Genomic DNA, 17,128 nt, shown 5'->3' on the forward strand with positions numbered 1-17,128 from the left:
AAGAACCGAACCCGCGCTCAGACGCGCGAGTGCGAGAGGAATTCTTCGGAGTTGGCCAGCAGCTTGTCGGCCACGGCGTCGGCGTTCACGCGGAAGGTGCCGTTGGCAATGGCTTCGCGGATTTCCTTGACGCGGTTGGCATCGAAATCGGCCGTGGCGCGACCAGATTGGTCCAGTGCGCGGGCCGAGGTCGAGAACGACACGGGAACACCGGCCGCCTTGGCAGGCTGGGCCTGGGCGGAGGATTCCTCGGTGGCAATGGTGCTGGCTGTCTTGGGCTGCTTGGCGGCGGCCTGGGAGGCAGCGGCGGGCAGTTCCGGTTTTTGACCTATCTTCATCTTGATTCTCCAATCGCCCTGGCGGCGTGAGGCGCTGTGCCTAGCTTTCGACTGCCTGGAACAAAACTTGAGGTTTTTTTACTGGACCAGCACCACGCCCTCGGGATTCACCACCCCGGAGATGAGCCGGCCATTATCCATGCGAACCCGCACGGTCTGGCCTTCGCCGGCGGCCGACATGGCCTTGCCCGACGATGTGACGGAAAAACCACCACCGTTGACCAGAACGCGCACTTCGGCACCCACCGCGAACAGGGCCGGCGTGCGCAGCATGTTCTGGCGCAGCGCCTGGCCTGCGGCCAGCGGGCGGGAGGCCACCAGGCCCACCCAGTCCTGCTGGTTGGCGTAGACGGCGGCCGATTCCTCGGCCCAGTCCACTTCGGCCTGGACGGCATCGTCGGCTGACAGCGGGCGGCCCGAAGGCACACCGTTTTGCAGCACCCAGGCCGGCCCCCAGGCCTTGACCGTGATGGGCAGGAACACATTCCAGGCCACGGCGCCCTGCAGGCAGCGCAGACCCAGGCGGGTACGGCCCCACAGGCGCGAGCCTGCGGGCAAATAGGGTTCGACCTTGGCGCAGGCGGCCAGGCGCAGGCGGGGATCGAGCTGGCCCATCTGCACTTCCATGCGCAGGGGCAAGGCGCCCGCGCCGGCCATGCCTTGCTGCAGGGCCTCGTCGGCAAAGCGCTGGCCGATCTGGCTGAGCTGGGCTGCACCGTCAGGAGCGTTTTGCGCGAAGGCAGGGCCTGCCAGCGACGCTCCAGCGGCAAGCGCAGCGCATGCGGCGGCGCGAGCGAGGGCTCGGACGGCGGATGGCGAATGGGCGGTGCTGAAGTTCGGCATGGCTGTGGCTCCTGACTTGCTCCGGCCTCCCGTCAGGATGGGTGGTACACCTGGAGCGATGCCAGCAAATATAGGGCGAGCGCTCTTTTCCGAAGCGCCGAACTGCGCAGGCAAACGCGCTTTCTTCGCGCTTTAGCGTTCGGGCCCGATTTCCATAATCGACGCATGCCGCAGTCCGTGGGCTGCCGCCATTTCGTCAACCGATCACCGCAAATCCCAGAGGGCGAGGCCGACATGCTCGACAAGATGACTGAACGACTGGACTTCCAGAGCAAGGCGCTGGTGCTGCGCGCCGAGCGCCAGCGTGCAATCGCCAGCAACATCGCCAATGCCGACACCCCGGGCTATGTGGCGCGCGACTTCAATTTTCGCGAGGCGCTGACGGCCGTTACCTCCGGCCCCTCGCCCATGACGCTGGCCAGCGTCAGCCAGGGCGGACACATTCCCCTGCCTGCCGCCGCCTCGGGGCAGAGCGCGCAAAGCCATCTCGGCTACTCGGTGCAGGCCCAGACCAACATGGACAACAACACCGTGGACCTGGACCGCGAACGCGCCAACTTCGTCGACAACGCCGTGCGCTACGAAGCCACGCTGCGCTTTCTGAACGGCCAGGCCAAGACCATGCTGTCGGCCATCCAGGGCCAGTAAGCCGGCGCCACAGACCACAGGAGCTTTCCCATGTCCATGTTCTCCATCTTCAGCATCTCCGGCAGTGCCGTCAGCGCCCAATCGCAGCGCCTGAACGTCGTGGCCTCGAATCTGGCCAACGTCGATGCCGTGGCCGGCCCCGACGGCAAGGCCTACCAGGCGCGCCAGGTGGTCTTCCAGACCGTGGCCATGGGCGAGGAAGGCTCCTCTGGCGTGCGCGTCAGCGCCATCAGCCAGGACAACACGCCCGGCCGCCGCATCCACGACCCCCAGCACCCGCTGGCCGATGCCGAAGGCTATGTGACGCACTCCAACGTCAGCGCCGTGGACGAGATGGTCAACATGATCTCGGCCTCGCGCTCCTACCAGAACAACGTCGAGGTCATGAACACGACCAAGTCGCTGCTGCTCAAAACCCTGCAGATGGGCCAGTGAGCCCCGTCCGCACCACTTTCCAGGAGCCACTCCCATGATCTATGGCGCAGGCAGCGTCGCCAGCACGGCCGACATCAACAACAAGTCCGCCACGAGCAATTCGACCACCGACCCCGCGGCGGCGCAGGACCGTTTCCTGAAGCTGCTGGTCGCGCAGTTGAACAACCAGGATCCCATGAATCCCATGGACAACGCGCAGATGACCTCGCAGATGGCGCAGATCAACACCGTCACCGGCATCCAGCAGCTGAACAAGACCATGGAAAGCATGGCCGGCCAGTTCACCGCCATGCAGGTGCTGCAGGGCACGCAGATGATCGGCCGCACCGTGCTGACCGAAGGCAACACCCTGGGCGTGGGCAAGGAAAAGTCCTATACGGCTGCCTTCGACCTCGAAGGCCCGGCCGCCGACGTGAAGGTGCAGATCACCACCGCCAGCGGCGAGCTGGTGGACACCGTCGAGCTGGGCAGCGGCACCGCTGGCCGCAACTACTTCACCTGGGACGGCAGCAAGTACACGGGCGACGCCAGCCAGCTGCGCTACACGGTGCAGGCCACGAATGCCGACACGGTCGTGGCCTCGACCACGCTGTCGCCCCATGCGGTGCTCGCCACAGGCACCACCGACGGCAAGCTGACGCTGGAGCTGGACGACGGCACCAACGTCGCCTACGCCTCCGTCAAGGCCGTGTACTGACCCCCGCACCATCCACCCAAATACATCGCAGGAGCACACCATGGGATTCCAACAAGGCCTCTCGGGTCTGAACGCCGCCAGCAAGAACCTGGACGTGATCGGCCACAACATCGCCAACGCCAACACCACGGGCTTCAAGTCCTCGCGCGCCGAGTTCGCCGAGGCCGTGGCCAGCGCCGTGGGTTCGGCCAGCGGCCAGAACAGCGGCATCGGCGTCAATGTGGCCGCCGTGACCCAGCAGTTCCGCCAGGGCCCGATCACCACCACGGGCAACAACCTGGACGTGGCCATCAACGGCAACGGCTTCTTCGTCGTGCGCCAGCCCGACGGCAGCACGGCCTATACGCGCGCCGGCAACTTCGGCCTGGACAAGCAGGGCAACCTCAAGACCGTGCAGGGCGACAACGTCATGGGCTACCCCGTGGACGCCACCACGGGCAAGGTGCTGGCCGGCGGCCAGCCCGTGCCCATGGTCTTTCCTTCGGGCCAGCCGATCGCTGCCAAGACCACGACCAAGATCGACGTGTCGCTGAACCTCGATGCGCGCGCCACGCCCGCAGCCGGCAACTCCACCGCCACGCCGCCCGTGCCCGCCACGCCGCGCGCCACCTATGGCACCTCGATCAACGTCTATGACAGCCAGGGCGTGCCCACGCCGGTGCAGATGTACTTCGAGAAGGACACGGCCGCCAACACCTGGAAGGTCTACGACGGCCTGGACGATCCGACGGCATCGCCCCCGAAGGTCGCCACCCTGCTGACCACCCTGGTGTTCGATGCCTCCGGCAAGATCACCAGCGGCAGCCCCGTGACGGCGCAGATCAAGAGCAGCAACCCCAACGCGCCCACGCCCGGCACCATCAACGGCACGGCGGGCGTGACGCTGGACTTCTCCAACGTCTCGCAGTTCGGCTCCAAGTTCGCGGTCAGCAGCCTCAAGCAGGACGGCTACACCGCAGGCGCGCTCACCGGCATCAATGTCGGCAACGATGGCTCCATCGTGGCCACCTACTCCAACGGCGTGACGCGCACCGAGGGCCAGCTGGCCCTGGCCGCCTTCACCAACACCCAGGGCCTGGGCGCCGTGGGCGACAACAAGTGGGTGGAGACCTCGGATTCGGGCCCGGCCCTGAACGGCACGGCCGAGTCGGGCACCTTCGGCTCGCTGCGCTCGGGCGCGCTGGAAGACTCCAACGTGGACCTGACCGCCGAGCTGGTGAACATGATGACCGCGCAGCGCGCCTACCAGGCCAATGCCCAGACCATCAAGACCCAGGACCAGGTCTTCTCGACCCTGGTGAACCTGCGCTGATAGCCAAGAACTGAGTCAGGAGAGCCGGCATGGACCGCATCATCTACACCTCCATGACGGGCGCCAACGCAGCGGCGCAGCGTCAGTCCGTGCTGGCCCACAACCTGGCCAATGCCGGCACCAACGGCTTCCGGGCCGAAATGTCCACCTTCCGCTCTGTGCCCCTGCAGGGCAGCGGCGCGGGCACGCGCGTGTTCGCGCTGGAGGCGACCTCCGGCTACGTGGACACGCCCGGACCCACCCAGCGCACGGGCCGCGCACTGGACGCCATGGCCATGGGCCGCGCCTGGTTCGCCGTCCAGGGCCTGGATGGCCAGGAGGCCTACACACGCAACGGCGTGTTCGAGGTCTCCCCCGAGGGCCAGCTGGTCAACAGCAACGGCCAGGCCGTGCTGTCCGACGGCGGCGGCCCCATCGACATTCCCCCCGAATCCACGATCACGCTGGGCTCGGACGGCACGCTGACCGCCAAGACCGGCAACCAGCTGCCCGTGGCCGTGGGCCGCGTCAAGCTGGCCACGCCGCCCGAGGACGCCGCGCTGGTGCGCGGCAATGACGGCCTGTTCCGCACGGGCGACGGCGATCCGCTGCCCAACGACGAGAACGCACGCCTGCTGTCCGGCGCCATCGAAGGCTCGAACGTGAACTCGGTGGAGACCATGGTCGGCATGATTGCCGCCGCCCGCCAGTTCGAGACCCAGATGCGCCTGCTGCAGACGGCAGAAACCAATGACAAGACGGCCAGCCAACTCTTGAGCATGAACGGCTGAGACAGATCACCCCCTGAGCGGCTGCGCCGCTTCCCCCTGGAAGGGGGACGACGCCCTCGCTGCAGGGCGGCCCTTGCTAGGCGTCCCTGGCCTGGATCGTGCCAGTCCCGCGCGATGTGCCAAGGATTCAAACGCTGAGACGGCGCAAGTCGCCACGGAAAACTGAAGGAAAACGCCATGATCAATTCACTGTTCATCTCCAAGACCGGCATGGAAGCCCAGCAGACCCAGCTGGACGTGATTTCCCATAACCTGGCCAACGTCTCGACCACGGGCTACAAGCGCGCCAGCGCGGTGTTCGAGGATCTGATCTACCAGAACCTGCGCCAGTCCGGCTCGCAGACGACCGAGCAGAACCAGTTGCCCACGGGCCTGCACCTGGGCCTGGGTGTGCGCACGGTGGCCACCTCGCGCAATTTCCTGCAGGGCGCCCTGCAGCAGTCCAACAATGCGCTGGACGTGGCCATCGACGGCAACGGCTTCTTCCAGGTCAACATGCCCGACGGCACCACGGCCTATACCCGTGACGGCTCCTTCCAGGTCGATGCGCAGGGCCAGCTGGTGACTGCCAGCGGCATGCCCATCGCCAACGGCGTGACCATTCCCCAGGGCGCGACCAAGGTGTCGATCAGCCCCGAGGGCGTGGTCAGCGTGACCATGGCCGGCCAGGCTGCGCCCCAGCAGGTGGGCAATATCGCCATGAGCCAGTTCATCAATCCGGCCGGCCTGGAGCCGCGTGGCCAGAACCTGTTCACCGAGACCGCTTCCTCGGGCCAGCCCCAGCAGGGCCAGCCCGGCGTCAACGGCATGGGCATGATCAAGCAGGGCTACCTGGAAGGCTCGAACGTGAACGTGGTGCAGGAGCTGGTGACCATGATCCAGACCCAGCGCGCCTATGAAATGAATTCCAAGGCCATCACGACTTCGGACCAGATGCTGGCCAAGCTGGCGCAGCTGTAATCGATCTCTCCCCCTGAGCGGCTTCGCCGCTTCCCCCTCTCTCGCTGCGCGGGAGGGGGACGACACCCTCGGTGCGGGGCGGCCCTTCCTCGGTGTCCCTGGGCTGGGACATGCCAGTTCTCGAGGGTGGGGTCTGCATGCGCAGCCATGAACCATTGAACCCGGGAACATCGCCATGACCCAACGAACCTTCTCCCTTTCCGCGACGAGCACGTGCCTGGCGCTGGCGGCAGTCCTGTCGGGCTGCACGACACTCAATGACCCGCCGCCGGTGGACATGCCGTCCACTGCGCCTCCGGTGCTGATGCCGGCCGCGCCCGTGGCGGGCAGCCCTACGGGCAGCCTGTTCAATGCCGCCAGCTACCGTCCCGGTTTCGAGAACCGGCGCGCGCGCCTGGTGGGGGACATGGTGACGGTGCAGATCGTGGAGCGCGTGACGGCCAGCCAGAAGTCGGATTCGGGCCTGAAGCGCTCCAACAAGACCACGGCGGGGATTTCCGCGCTGCCGCTGTTCTCGGGCAATGCGCTGGCCAATCTCAAGGACCGCTCGAACATCGGTTTCAACAACAACAACGACTACACGGGCTCGGGCTCGACGTCGAGCGACAACACGTTCACGGGCGCCATCAGCACGACGGTGGTCGATGTGCTGCCAAACGGCCATCTGGTGATCGCCGGAGAAAAGCAGATCGGCGTGAACCACAACGTGGATGTGCTGCGCTTCACGGGCACGGTGGACCCGCGCACGATGCAGCCCGGCAGCCTGGTCGCATCGACCCAGGTGGCCAATGTGCGCGTGGAATCGCGCAGCCGCGGACAGGCCGGGGAAGCGCAGTCAATTGGCTGGTTGTCCCGGTTCTTTTTGAACGTTATGCCGTTCTGATTCTCCGGAGAATGGACAGCATGAAAGTACTGTCCATGCTCCTGACATTGCGCCAAGCGCAGCGCCCCTTCTGGGTTGCAGCCGCCCTCGGCGCCAGCATGCTGACCCTGCCGGCGCATGCAACACGCATCAAAGAGGTCGCTGCCATCCAGGGCGTGCGCAGCAACCAGTTGACCGGCTACGGTCTGGTGGTCGGCCTCGACGGCACGGGCGACCAGACCACCCAGATGCCCTACACCAAGCAGGCCCTGGCCAATTACCTGGAGCAGATGGGCATCTCGCTGCCCGCCACAGGCAATTCGGGCCAGCTGCAGCTCAAGAACGTGGCGGCCGTGATCGTCACCGCCGAACTGCCGGCCTTTGCCCAGCCGGGCCAGGCCATCGACGTGGTGGTCTCCTCCGTGGGCAATGCCAAGTCGCTCAAGGGCGGCACCCTGGTGGCCACGCCGCTGCGCGGCGCCGATGGCGAGATCTATGCGCTGGCCCAGGGCAACCTCGTGGTCGGCGGCGCCGGCGCCTCGGCCGGCGGCTCCAAGGTACAGATCAACCACCTGAGCGCAGGCCGCGTGCCGCAGGGCGCCCAGGTCGAGCGCGCCGTACCCACCCCGATCAATGAAGGCGACAGCATCACGCTGGGCCTGAACGCCACCGATTTCCAGACCGCCGACAAGGTGGTGCGCGCCATCAACCAGCGCATGGGCCAGGGCGTGGCACAGGCGCTGGACGGGCGCACCGTGCGCGTGTCCGCGCCCCAGGACCCGGGATCGCGCGTGCGCATGATCGCCGAGATCCAGGAGATGCCGATCGAGACCTCCAAGCCCTCGGCCAAGGTCGTGATCAATGCACGCACGGGCTCCATCGTGCTCAACCAGGCCGTGACCCTGGGCCCCTGCGCCATCGCGCATGGCAACCTGGCCATCACCATCAGCACCACGCCGGTGATCAGCCAGCCCGGCGCCTTCTCGCAGGGCCAGACCGTGGTGGCCCAGAAGTCCGACATCCAGATCAAGCAGGAGCCCGGCAACATCATCAACATGCCCGGCTCCCCGCAACTGACCGACGTGGTGCGCGCACTCAACACGCTGGGCGCCACGCCCCAGGACCTGCTGGCCATCTTGCAGGCCATCAAGGCAGCAGGCGCCCTCAACGCCGAACTGGAGGTGATATGAGCATCGCACTTCCCAACGGATCGCAGACTGCGGCCAGCAATGCGCTGGCGGCCGACGCCCGGTCCCTCAACGCACTCAAATTCGCGGCCGGCGAGAACAGTCCGCAGGCCGCGAAGGAAACCGCCAAGCAGCTGGAATCGCTGTTCATGCGCGAGATGATCAAGAGCATGCGCGAGGCCACCATGAAGTCCGGCCTGCTCGACAGCGCACAGGGCAACCTCAGCACCGACATGCTGGACCAGCAGCTGTCGGTGGCCATGTCGGGCCAGCCCGGCGGCCTGTCGGATGCCATCACGCGACAGCTGGCCCGCACCATGGGCTCGGAAGCCGCCGAGGATGCAGAGATCTCCGTGCCCTCCACACTGAGCATGAGCCGCATCGCCTGGCGCAGCACGGCCGGCAGCGCCAATGGCACCACAGCTGCCTGGAGCGGCAGCCGCAGCAGCGCGGCCCAGTCCGTCAACGCCTACGCGCCCGCGCCCAAGGGCCGTGACAACTTCGTCGCCCACCATGGCGACGCCGCTGCACGCGTGGCGCAGGAAAGCGGCATTCCGGCCGCCTTCATGCTGGGCCAGGCCGGACACGAGACCGGCTGGGGCAAGAGCGAAATCAAGAATGCCAATGGCAGCAATGCCCACAACCTGTTCGGCATCAAGGCCGGCAAGGGCTGGACGGGCAAGGTCGCCGAGGTCACGACCACCGAATACATCGACGGCGTGGCGCGCAAGGTCACGGCCAAGTTCCGCGCCTACGACTCCTACGAGGAGTCCTTCCGCGACTACGCGCGCCTGATCACCAGCAATCCGCGCTACGAGAAAGCCATGGGAAAGACCGACTCCGCCCTGGCCTATGCGACCGAGCTGCAGAAAGCCGGCTACGCCACCGATCCCGAATACGCCAGCAAGCTCAGCCGCGCCATCCAGAGCGCCGTGCAGAGCGCGGCACGTGCCCAAGCCTAACCAGAGAACACGTCATGAGCCTTTTGAACGTCGGGTCCCGCGCCCTGATGGCGAACCAGATCGCCCTGCAGACCACAGGCCACAACATCGCCAACGTCAACACGGCCGGATATTCGCGCCAGAGCGTGGCCTTCCAGACCTCGCCGGGCCAGAACATGGGCAGCGGCTACATCGGCAATGGCGTGGATGTGAACACCATCCTGCGCAACTTCAATGACCTGCTCAACCGCCAGGCAGCCACGGCCAGCGCCGTGTCGGCTGCCGACTCGGCACGTGCCACCTCGCTGGCGCAGATGCAGGAAGTGTTCGGCGGCGGCAAGACCGGCCTGGGCGCGGCGATCACCGACATGATGAATTCGTTCGGCGACGTGGCCGGTGCGCCCACCGACCCGTCGGCGCGCCAGGTGGTGCTCACGCGCATGAACGAGCTGGCGGCGCGCTTTCGCTCGGCATCGGCCCAGCTGGACGAGCTGGACTACAGCGCCAAGCAGCAGATGGGCAACGATGTGACCGTGGTCAACAGCCTGGCCGGCCAGGTGGCCACGCTCAATGCGCAGATCAGCCGCTCCATCGCCTCGGGCCAGACGCCCAACGACCTGCTGGACCAGCGCGACCAGCTGGTGCGCAACATCAACAAATACGTGCAGACCAGCCAGATCCCTGCGGACGACGGCAGCATCAGCCTGTTCGTGGGCGGCAGCCAGCCGCTGGTGCTGGGACCCAATTCCGCACAGCTCACGCTCAAGGAAGCCACCGAGTTCCCGGGCAGCGGCAAGATGGCCCTGTACTTCCAGCAGCCCGGCGGCCAGAACGTGGAACTGACGCCCTCCATGCTGGGTGGCGGCGAGATCGCCGGCCTGCTGCAGTTCCAGGGAAGCGACCTGACCGAGGGCCGCAACCTGCTGGGCCGCATGGCCCTGGCCATTGGCGACTCGCTGAACGAGCAAAACAACCTGGGTTTGACGCTGTCGGGACAAAGCGGCAGCAATCTGTTCAAGCTGTCCATGGTCAGCAACGGCTCGACCACGGGCGCGCAGTGGACAGGCGCCACCACGCCGACGACCACGGTGGTCGACTCCAGCCAGCTCAAGGCATCCGACTACCAGATCGTCTTCGGCAGCACGGCACCAGCAGGCAAGGTCATCCGCCTGTCGGACGGCAAGGTCACGGACTTCACCGACATGACCGACCTGAGCTCCAAGGAGATCGACGGCCTGCGCTTCGACCTCAAGGCCGAAGGCGTGTCGGGCAACACCGTGCTGTTCCGCCCCATGGCGGCGGGCGCCCACGACATCCAGGCCGCCGTGCACTCGCCCAACGACCTGGCCGTGGCCAACCCCGTGGCGGCCAGCATCAAGTCTCTGGGCGATGCGACCCTGCAAATGGGCGGCATCCAGGTCAGTGCCGGCTTCAACCTGGCAGGCTTTGCCGGCGCCGAGGTGTCGTTCAGCAAGAACGCCACCGGGCAGCTGGAATACACCATCACCCCGGCACCCGCAGGCGGCATTCCCGCAACCGGCCTTTACACCTCCGGCCAGCCGATCCAGCTGGCACCGGGCCTGCAGGTCAAGATCACCGGCACGCCCGCCATCAACGGAACCACCAGCGACAAGGTCACGCTGGGCAAGGCCACCGACCCACAGTACGGCACCGCCTATCAGCGCGATGCGGGCAATGCCAGCTCCTTCCTGGCCCTGCGCGACAGCAAGCTCTTCGATGGCTCGACCACGCTGAGCGACGGCTTTTCCACCGCCATGGCCCAGGTCGGAACGCGCACGCAGAGCGCGCAGTACGCGGCCAAGCTGTCCGAGACCATTGCCAAGAACCTGGAGGCGGACCGCACGGCCGTCTCGGGCGTGAACCTCGACGAAGAGGCCGCCAAGCTGCTGCAGTACCAGCAGTCCTACCAGGCCTCGGCCAAGATGCTGCAGGTCGCGCAAAGCATTTTCGACAGCGTTCTGCAGACCGTAGGCCGCTGATCACAGGACAGGAGCATTCCACCATGAGCATCTCCCGCATTGGCACGGCCAACATGTACGAAAGCACCATCAACAACCTGAACTCGCGCAACACGAGTCTGGTGGACCTGATGGAAAAGACCACCTCCGGCAAGCGCGTGGTGCGCGCCAGCGACGACCCCGTGGCCGCCGCACAGGCCGAACGCGCACTCACGCGCATCTCCCGCTCGGAAAACGACCAGCGCGTGCTGGGCCTGCAGCGCGATGTGATGGCCCAGGGCGAATCCAAGCTGGGCACGGCCCAGGACGCGCTCAAGGACTTCCGCGACCTGATCCTGCAATCCGGCAATGGCTCCTATGACCAGAAGGCGCGCGATGCGCTGGTGCAGCAGCTCGAGAGCCTGCGCAACCAGGTGCTGAGCTACGCCAATGCCAAGGACTCCAACGGCCTGCCCATCTTCCGCGGGCTGGGCAGCAAGGAAGATCCTCTTGTCAACAACACCCCCGGCGCCAACTCCCAGTTGCAGCCAGGCCAGGCCACGGGCAGCGAGAACGGCCTGCCGCTGGCGCTGGACGGCTTTGCGACCTGGATGAACGTGCCCACGGGCAACGGCGTCTTCGCCGTGTCGCGCCAGTCGCCCACGGGCAGCTCGGCCTATGCCGACCTGGGCACGGTGTCGGACCCCAGCGCCATCACGGGCGCCAGCTACACCCTGAATTTCACCAAGGACGCCACGACGGGCGCCCTGAGCTACACCGTCACCTCCGGTGGCACGACCGGTGCGGCCGTTCCCTACACGGCCGGCGACAGCATCACCGTGGGCGGCATGTCGATGAAGATTTCGGGCAACCTGGCCACGGGCGACAGCTTCACGCTGGGCCCCAGCCAGCGCACCGACCTGTTCAGCGTGCTGGACAACGTGATCGCGGGCGTGAAGAACGGCGCCACCGATGCCGGCGCCATGCAGCAGGCGCTGGGCCGCGGCCTCAATGAACTCGATGCCGGCATGAGCCGTGTCCAGGCCATGCGCAGCTTCGCCGGCGACCAGCTCAACCGCGCCGACCGCCTTGAAGACGACATGAAGAACCAGGCGGACCAGCAGGAAGCAGCGCGTTCGCGGGCCGAAGACATCGATATGATCAAGGCCCTCTCCGATGTGGACATGCAGAAGGTGGGCATGCAGGCTGCCTTGCAGTCCTATGCCTCGATCCAGAAACTGTCACTGTTCAACTTCATCAACTGATAGCCACCCGCGCATGCATCCATGGTCCAGTCCGTCCTGAGCTCTCTGACCCTCGGCTATAGGCCGCTCTGGAACCAGGCCCGCCGTCTGGCGGGCGTGCAGCTTTATCTTCACGAGGAACCCGGCGTCCAGGCCGACGTGGCCCACCTGCTGCGCATACTGCGCGAAACCTGGGGCACGCAGTCGCCGCCGGTACTGCTGTCGCCCCAGTCGCGCCAGGTGCTGTGCGACCTGCTGGAAAACGCCTCCAAGGGCAGCCCCTGGATCGAGGTGCGCGGCGACTGGCTGCAGGACTCCGCCATCTACGACCTGGTGCGCCAGGCGCATGCGCGCGGCCTGATGCTGGTGTGGCGCGGGCCGCTGTCCGATGTGCCCGACGCCCAGGCCGCCCACTGGTTTGCCAGCAGCCTGCTGCACCTGCCGCCCGAAGGCGCTTCGGGCATGCAAAACCAGACAGCGCTTGCGCTGCAACAGGCCGCCCAGGCAGCCCAGGCACCGACCAAGCTCCAGGCCCTGAAGCAGGCCTCCAGGCCCACACCCACCCTGCCGCCCCTGCAACTGCTGGGCGGCCAGATGTACGAGGGGCTGGACAGCCTGGCCCTGACCGATCTGTGCCTGGACAGCTTCCATGCGGGCGCCATCGCCGGCTGGCCCGTGGCCGATACGCTGCATGCCCAGCGCCATCACGCCGCCCTGCCCAGCCGCGACACCGTGCTCGCACTGATGCGCGCCGTCGATGCCGAGCAATCGATCGAGGCCTTCGAGCAGATCCTGGGCGAGGACCCCATCCTGGCCTATCGCTTCATGCTCTACACCAACTCCGCAGCCCTGGGCCTGCGGGGCAATGTGGACTCTCTGCGCCGCGGCCTGGTGATGCTGGGATACGGCACGCTGCAGCGCTGGCTGTCCGACCAGCTGCCCCACGCCTGCACCGAGCCCAGCCTGGTGCCCGTGCGCACCGCCATCCGGCTGCGCGCCAGCCTGACCGAGCGACTGATCGAGGCCGGCATCAGCCACGACCTGCAGCGCGAGGTCTATCTGCTGGGCCTGCTCTCGCAGCTGGACCAGCTGCTGGGCGAGCCCCTGCCCACCGCGCTGCGCCGCATTCCCGTATCCGAGCGCGTCTTCGACGCCGCAGTGACGCGCACCGGCCCCTACGCGCCGGCCCTGCTCATGGCCATTGCGCTGGAGTCAGACGATCCCGCACCGATTCGCCAGCTGCGCGAAGAACACGCCTTCGAGATCGAGGACGTGAACCGCATCCTGCTGCGCATGCTCAGCGAACTGCAGGTGCAGCCTGCGCCTGCGGCCTGATCAGTCCACAGCGGCCGGGTGGGAAGCCTCAGCCGCCGCTGGCATCCGCAGATTCCGCCCATAAAAAAACCGCCTGAACATCAGGCGGTTTTTTTTGTGTCCGGCAGGAAGGCTGCGGATGCAGCTCCTGCCGATCTGCCCTGCTCAATGCATGGCGTGGGGCTGGCCGTCGAACATGTGCTCGAACTGCGCCAGCCAGGGCTCGGCCAGCGTGCGGATCTGGGCATCGTTGCGCAGGATGCGCTGCATGATGCGGGCCTTCTCCTTGCGCTGATCGGGCGCCAGCGGCTCGTCATGCGACTTGAGCCGCAGCTGCTCGATCAGCACGGCACAGGTGCCCTCGTAGCGCGTCACCCCCTCCCAATCCTTGTTCTGTGCGGCCTGCAGCATCTTGGCGCTGCTGTCTTCTATGGCACGGTAAAAGTCAATCAATGTCAGCTCCATTTCTAGGTCCCGGCAACGGCTGGCGTGTTGGCGATGTCGCGCCAACCATGGGCAATCGGAGCCAGCACATCCTGCGCGCTTTGCAGCAGCGCCGTGTCGTTGCGCAGATTGGCCAGCGTCAGCTGGGTGATGCTGTAGTCGTAGACGGAAATCAGGTTCTGGGCCAGCTCGCCACCTTCATCGGGATTGACGGAGGCCTTCAGGCCTTCTTCCAGAATGCGCACGGCCTTGCCGATCTGCACACCCTTCTCGCCGATGTCGCCACGCTGCATGGCTCCCTTGGCCGCGTTCAGCGCTTTTTCGAGCGCATCGAACAGCAGCTGGATCAGCTGGTGGGGCGATGCGCCGTCCACGGACGACTGGACGCCGACCTGGGCGTAGGCACTTGCAGCACGGCGGTTGAGCGATGTGTACATGTTCGTTTCCTTGATGTCTTGTTCTTCGGCTGCAATGCCTGAAAATTTAGAGGCACCGGGCATTGGTTACAGAAAACACGACCGCCGCTCCGCATGGCTCCTATTTATTTATTCCACTGGGAAACCTGCTGATTCATGTAGGCACTGAGCGCCGAGTAGCCGCTCATCTTCTTGTCCAGCGACGCGTACTGCTCACGCAGGCGCTTTTCCAGCGAATCGGCCTGGTCGTTGATCCGGTCCTGGGACTTGCCGTTGCTCTTCTTGAGCTCCTGCAGGCTCTTGCTCTTGGTGTCGAAGGTGCCATCGAATTCCAGCGCCTTGCGCGTGAAATCCTTCATGCGCGCGGCCAGGCCCTGTGTATCAGGCTGCCCGTCCGTTCCCACCGCGGCAAACATCTTGCTCATGGACTCGGGGTCCTTCAGCGCTGCGTCCAGCTTGGTCTTGTCGCTGGCCGTCGTACCGAAGGCCAGCTTGCCGCCCTTCTGGATCTGTATGCCCATGTCCGACAGGCGCTTGAGCGTGTCCGCGCCGCCAGCAACCGTACCCGAGACCACGCTGCGCAGGCTGTTGGTCATGCCCACCGTGGTGGAGTCCCCCTGCAGCACGCCGGCCGCCTTGCTTTCGGCGTCGTACTTGGTCGAACTCGCCAGCGCGTCATTGAGCCCGTTGTAGGCATCCATGAAGGCCTGGATCTTCTTCTTCATGCCCTCAGTGTCCGAGGACACCGTCACCGTCACCGGGGTGGCCGCCGCCGTCACCTGGTTCACGGTGATGTTCAGGCCAGGCACGGTCTGCTTGAACTCGTTGGTGGTCGATTGCACCGTGATGCCGTTGACATTGATCTCGGCATTCTGGGCGTACTGCGCCACGGAGCCCGTGGTTGCCTTGCCGTTGAAGGCCAGGGCCGACAGGCTGGAATCGCCGCTGGCACCGACCGTGAAGCCGGCATCGGCACCCGTGGCACGCGAGCGCAGCACCAGGCGTTCACCCTGGGCATCCTTGAGCACCGACGCCACCACGCCCGTGCCCTTGCTATTGATGGCCTGGACCACGTCTTCCAGCTTGGCACCGGCCGCGATATCGATCTCCACGGGAGTGCCGGGATTGCTGAACTGGTCGCCAGTCTTGTCCCAGCTGCCCATGGTGATGGTGAGCTTGCCAGCCCCGAACTGGGTGGCCGTCGGCATGACACCGGTCGCCACAGACTGGCTGCGCGCCAGTTGCGTCACCGAGATCACCGAAGATCCGGGCAGTGCATTGGCATCCGTCACCGTGGCAGTCACGGCTGTATTGGTCGAGGTGGCATTGGATAAACGCCACGTATCAGCGTCGGCCAAGGAAGTGGCCGCGTCCTGAAGCGTGGACATCAGGGACTTGATCTGCCCGAACGTGGATATCTTGGAATCCAGGACAGACGCTTTTTGCTGAAGCGGAACCAGTGACTGCCTTTGCAGGGCCACCAGTTTGGCGATCATCGTCTCGTCCAGGCCGCTGCCGCTGATGCCAGCTGAACTCAAGGTGGCCATGACCATCCCTTTCTAAGTGCAGAACACCTCCGCGCCATGGCGCAGAGCGCGTCCTTGCGAACACGCACACCAAATGCCCGAGGGCATTCCCCGGTATCTTATCGACCGGTTTTTCTGGAACCTGAGGCTTTTTTGGCCACGCCCCGCGCAGCCAGGCTCAAAAGCCCCCCTGGCTCCCTCTTACTGGATCAGCTTGAGCACCGACTGGGGCAGTTGGTTGGCCTGGGCCACCATGGCTGTGCCGGCCTGCTGCAGGATCTGCGTGCGGCTCAGGTTGGCGGTTTCGGCAGCGAAGTCGGCATCCATGATGCGCGAGCGTGCGGATGCGGTGTTCTCTGCAGCCACCTGCAGGTTGGAGATCACGGCCTCGAAGCGGTTCTGTGCGGCACCGAAGGTGGCGCGTGTGTTGTTGACCAGATCCAGGGCGGTGTCGATGGCAGCCATGGACAGGCGGGCATCAGGGGCCGAGCTGCCCGCGCCGAGCAGCGAGCCCAGGGCTCCACCCAGGGAGGGCGGCGTGCCGCCGGTAATGGCCAGGCCGCCGGGCGTTGTGCCCGTCAGGTTGACGGCCATGATCGTGATCTGGTTGTCGGCGCCGGTATTGGCACCCACCTGGAACACGGTGGCATTGTTGTTGTCCAGCAGCTGGCGGCCGTTGAAGCTGGTGCTGCCGACGATACGGGCGATTTCCTGGGCCAGTTGCTTGAACTCCTTGTCCAGCGAACCACGGTCCGTCGTGCCGTTGGTGTCGTTGGCGGCCTGCACGGCCAGCTCACGCATGCGCTGCAGGTTGTCGCTGAGCTTGCCCAGCGCGCCTTCGGCCGTCTGCGCCATGGAAATGCCGTCATTGGCATTGCGCATGGCCACATTCATGCCGCGTACCTGAGCGTTCATGCGCTCGGCAATGGCCAGACCCGCCGCGTCGTCCTTTGCACTGTTGACACGCAGACCCGAAGACAGGCGCTGCATGGTCGTGCTCAGCGACGACTGGGATGTGCTGAGATTGCGCTGGGCGTTAAGCGAAACAAGATTGGTGTTGATGATGGATGCCATGGGGCAGCTCCTCGTTAGGCATGAACAATGGCCAACCGTTCGACGACCCCAAGCCGCCAGAACGCCAGAAAGCACGCCAGGACTTCCAGCTCTGCCTATCTGATGCCAACGATTGTGCGGAAAAGCCCCTGCGCCAAAGCGCCGATAAAGCCCATGATC

The 17,128-nt window shown here is 65.7% G+C and carries 18 protein-coding genes; 12 read left to right on the forward strand and 6 right to left on the reverse strand.

The features are described 5' to 3' along the window. Positions 1-17: 17 nt before the first annotated feature. Together flgM and flgA are read right to left on the reverse strand one after the other, a co-directional pair. The gene (gene flgM / locus INR38_RS19950; protein ID WP_012202567.1) at positions 18-338 is read right to left on the reverse strand and encodes a flagellar biosynthesis anti-sigma factor FlgM; all 321 of its coding nucleotides are present in this window, start codon (positions 336-338) and stop codon (positions 18-20) included. Positions 339-416: 78 nt separating this feature from the next. Further along, positions 417-1,181, reverse strand: coding sequence for a flagellar basal body P-ring formation chaperone FlgA (gene flgA, locus INR38_RS19955; RefSeq protein ID WP_013800366.1), 765 nt, complete (start codon positions 1,179-1,181; stop codon positions 417-419). A 234-nt stretch (positions 1,182-1,415) separates the two neighbouring features. Here flgA and flgB point away from each other — a divergent pair, with 234 nt between their 5' ends. The 12 genes from flgB (at position 1,416) to INR38_RS20015 (ending at position 13,530) form a co-directional block, all read left to right on the forward strand. Beyond that, positions 1,416-1,829, forward strand: a complete 414-nt coding sequence (gene flgB, locus INR38_RS19960) for a flagellar basal body rod protein FlgB (protein WP_013800365.1) — start codon at positions 1,416-1,418, stop codon at positions 1,827-1,829. Positions 1,830-1,859: 30 nt separating this feature from the next. After that, positions 1,860-2,264 carry a flagellar basal body rod protein FlgC gene (flgC, locus tag INR38_RS19965; protein WP_012202564.1) on the forward strand — a complete coding sequence of 135 codons (405 nt, stop codon included), beginning with the start codon at positions 1,860-1,862 and terminating at the stop codon, positions 2,262-2,264. 34 nt (positions 2,265-2,298) lie between these two features. Then, positions 2,299-2,961, forward strand: a complete 663-nt coding sequence (locus INR38_RS19970) for a flagellar hook capping FlgD N-terminal domain-containing protein (RefSeq protein ID WP_012202563.1) — start codon at positions 2,299-2,301, stop codon at positions 2,959-2,961. 40 nt (positions 2,962-3,001) lie between these two features. Next, complete coding sequence (gene flgE / locus INR38_RS19975) at positions 3,002-4,273, forward strand: flagellar hook protein FlgE (RefSeq protein ID WP_013800364.1); 1,272 nt, start codon at positions 3,002-3,004, stop codon at positions 4,271-4,273. A 29-nt stretch (positions 4,274-4,302) separates the two neighbouring features. Next, positions 4,303-5,043 carry a flagellar basal body rod protein FlgF gene (locus tag INR38_RS19980; RefSeq protein WP_013800363.1) on the forward strand — a complete coding sequence of 247 codons (741 nt, stop codon included), beginning with the start codon at positions 4,303-4,305 and terminating at the stop codon, positions 5,041-5,043. A 177-nt stretch (positions 5,044-5,220) separates the two neighbouring features. Then, entirely contained in the window at positions 5,221-6,003 is a 783-nt protein-coding gene (gene flgG / locus INR38_RS19985) for a flagellar basal-body rod protein FlgG (protein ID WP_013800362.1), read from the forward strand. Positions 6,004-6,178: 175 nt separating this feature from the next. Further along, a complete protein-coding gene (locus tag INR38_RS19990; RefSeq protein ID WP_207443546.1) occupies positions 6,179-6,886 on the forward strand; it encodes a flagellar basal body L-ring protein FlgH in 708 nt (235 codons plus the stop codon). Between the two features lie 20 nt (positions 6,887-6,906). Further along, on the forward strand, positions 6,907-8,055 hold the full coding sequence (locus INR38_RS19995; protein WP_012202558.1) for a flagellar basal body P-ring protein FlgI: 1,149 nt from the start codon (positions 6,907-6,909) through the stop codon (positions 8,053-8,055). Further along, positions 8,052-9,014 (forward strand): flagellar assembly peptidoglycan hydrolase FlgJ, encoded by a 963-nt coding sequence (gene flgJ, locus INR38_RS20000; protein WP_034398047.1) that lies wholly within the window; start codon positions 8,052-8,054, stop codon positions 9,012-9,014. The genes INR38_RS19995 and flgJ overlap by 4 nt, the downstream gene beginning before the upstream one ends. A gap of 14 nt (positions 9,015-9,028) precedes the next feature. Then, a complete protein-coding gene (gene flgK / locus INR38_RS20005) occupies positions 9,029-10,993 on the forward strand; it encodes a flagellar hook-associated protein FlgK (protein ID WP_063327632.1) in 1,965 nt (654 codons plus the stop codon). 23 nt (positions 10,994-11,016) lie between these two features. After that, positions 11,017-12,216, forward strand: coding sequence for a flagellar hook-associated protein FlgL (flgL, locus tag INR38_RS20010; RefSeq protein ID WP_071953705.1), 1,200 nt, complete (start codon positions 11,017-11,019; stop codon positions 12,214-12,216). Positions 12,217-12,237: 21 nt separating this feature from the next. Further along, positions 12,238-13,530, forward strand: coding sequence for an HDOD domain-containing protein (locus tag INR38_RS20015; RefSeq protein WP_207443545.1), 1,293 nt, complete (start codon positions 12,238-12,240; stop codon positions 13,528-13,530). Positions 13,531-13,674: 144 nt separating this feature from the next. Here INR38_RS20015 and INR38_RS20020 read toward each other — a convergent pair whose 3' ends face one another. From INR38_RS20020 to INR38_RS20035, 4 genes are all read right to left on the reverse strand, one after another. Further along, on the reverse strand, positions 13,675-13,974 hold the full coding sequence (locus INR38_RS20020) for a flagellar protein FliT (protein WP_012202553.1): 300 nt from the start codon (positions 13,972-13,974) through the stop codon (positions 13,675-13,677). 2 nt (positions 13,975-13,976) lie between these two features. Further along, positions 13,977-14,390 carry a flagellar export chaperone FliS gene (gene fliS, locus INR38_RS20025; protein ID WP_071953706.1) on the reverse strand — a complete coding sequence of 138 codons (414 nt, stop codon included), beginning with the start codon at positions 14,388-14,390 and terminating at the stop codon, positions 13,977-13,979. A gap of 104 nt (positions 14,391-14,494) precedes the next feature. Further along, entirely contained in the window at positions 14,495-15,922 is a 1,428-nt protein-coding gene (gene fliD, locus INR38_RS20030) for a flagellar filament capping protein FliD (RefSeq protein ID WP_313238516.1), read from the reverse strand. A gap of 174 nt (positions 15,923-16,096) precedes the next feature. After that, on the reverse strand, positions 16,097-16,969 hold the full coding sequence (locus INR38_RS20035; RefSeq protein WP_071953707.1) for a flagellin domain-containing protein: 873 nt from the start codon (positions 16,967-16,969) through the stop codon (positions 16,097-16,099). Positions 16,970-17,128: the final 159 nt, after the last annotated feature.

Source organism: Delftia sp. SD018 (genome assembly GCF_017355445.1).
Classification (GTDB): Bacteria; Pseudomonadota; Gammaproteobacteria; order Burkholderiales; family Burkholderiaceae_C; genus Comamonas; species Comamonas acidovorans.

What these genes read in the sequence shown, in the direction of transcription:
- flgM (WP_012202567.1), bottom strand. Translation starts at nt 338, where the DNA reads ATGAAGATAGGTCAAAAACCGGAACTGCCCGCCGCTGCCTCCCAGGCC.
- flgA (WP_013800366.1), bottom strand. Translation starts at nt 1,181, where the DNA reads ATGCCGAACTTCAGCACCGCCCATTCGCCATCCGCCGTCCGAGCCCTC.
- flgB (WP_013800365.1), top strand. Translation starts at nt 1,416, where the DNA reads ATGCTCGACAAGATGACTGAACGACTGGACTTCCAGAGCAAGGCGCTG.
- flgC (WP_012202564.1), top strand. Translation starts at nt 1,860, where the DNA reads ATGTCCATGTTCTCCATCTTCAGCATCTCCGGCAGTGCCGTCAGCGCC.
- INR38_RS19970 (WP_012202563.1), top strand. Translation starts at nt 2,299, where the DNA reads ATGATCTATGGCGCAGGCAGCGTCGCCAGCACGGCCGACATCAACAAC.
- flgE (WP_013800364.1), top strand. Translation starts at nt 3,002, where the DNA reads ATGGGATTCCAACAAGGCCTCTCGGGTCTGAACGCCGCCAGCAAGAAC.
- INR38_RS19980 (WP_013800363.1), top strand. Translation starts at nt 4,303, where the DNA reads ATGGACCGCATCATCTACACCTCCATGACGGGCGCCAACGCAGCGGCG.
- flgG (WP_013800362.1), top strand. Translation starts at nt 5,221, where the DNA reads ATGATCAATTCACTGTTCATCTCCAAGACCGGCATGGAAGCCCAGCAG.
- INR38_RS19990 (WP_207443546.1), top strand. Translation starts at nt 6,179, where the DNA reads ATGACCCAACGAACCTTCTCCCTTTCCGCGACGAGCACGTGCCTGGCG.
- INR38_RS19995 (WP_012202558.1), top strand. Translation starts at nt 6,907, where the DNA reads ATGAAAGTACTGTCCATGCTCCTGACATTGCGCCAAGCGCAGCGCCCC.
- flgJ (WP_034398047.1), top strand. Translation starts at nt 8,052, where the DNA reads ATGAGCATCGCACTTCCCAACGGATCGCAGACTGCGGCCAGCAATGCG.
- flgK (WP_063327632.1), top strand. Translation starts at nt 9,029, where the DNA reads ATGAGCCTTTTGAACGTCGGGTCCCGCGCCCTGATGGCGAACCAGATC.
- flgL (WP_071953705.1), top strand. Translation starts at nt 11,017, where the DNA reads ATGAGCATCTCCCGCATTGGCACGGCCAACATGTACGAAAGCACCATC.
- INR38_RS20015 (WP_207443545.1), top strand. Translation starts at nt 12,238, where the DNA reads ATGGTCCAGTCCGTCCTGAGCTCTCTGACCCTCGGCTATAGGCCGCTC.
- INR38_RS20020 (WP_012202553.1), bottom strand. Translation starts at nt 13,974, where the DNA reads ATGGAGCTGACATTGATTGACTTTTACCGTGCCATAGAAGACAGCAGC.
- fliS (WP_071953706.1), bottom strand. Translation starts at nt 14,390, where the DNA reads ATGTACACATCGCTCAACCGCCGTGCTGCAAGTGCCTACGCCCAGGTC.
- fliD (WP_313238516.1), bottom strand. Translation starts at nt 15,922, where the DNA reads ATGGTCATGGCCACCTTGAGTTCAGCTGGCATCAGCGGCAGCGGCCTG.
- INR38_RS20035 (WP_071953707.1), bottom strand. Translation starts at nt 16,969, where the DNA reads ATGGCATCCATCATCAACACCAATCTTGTTTCGCTTAACGCCCAGCGC.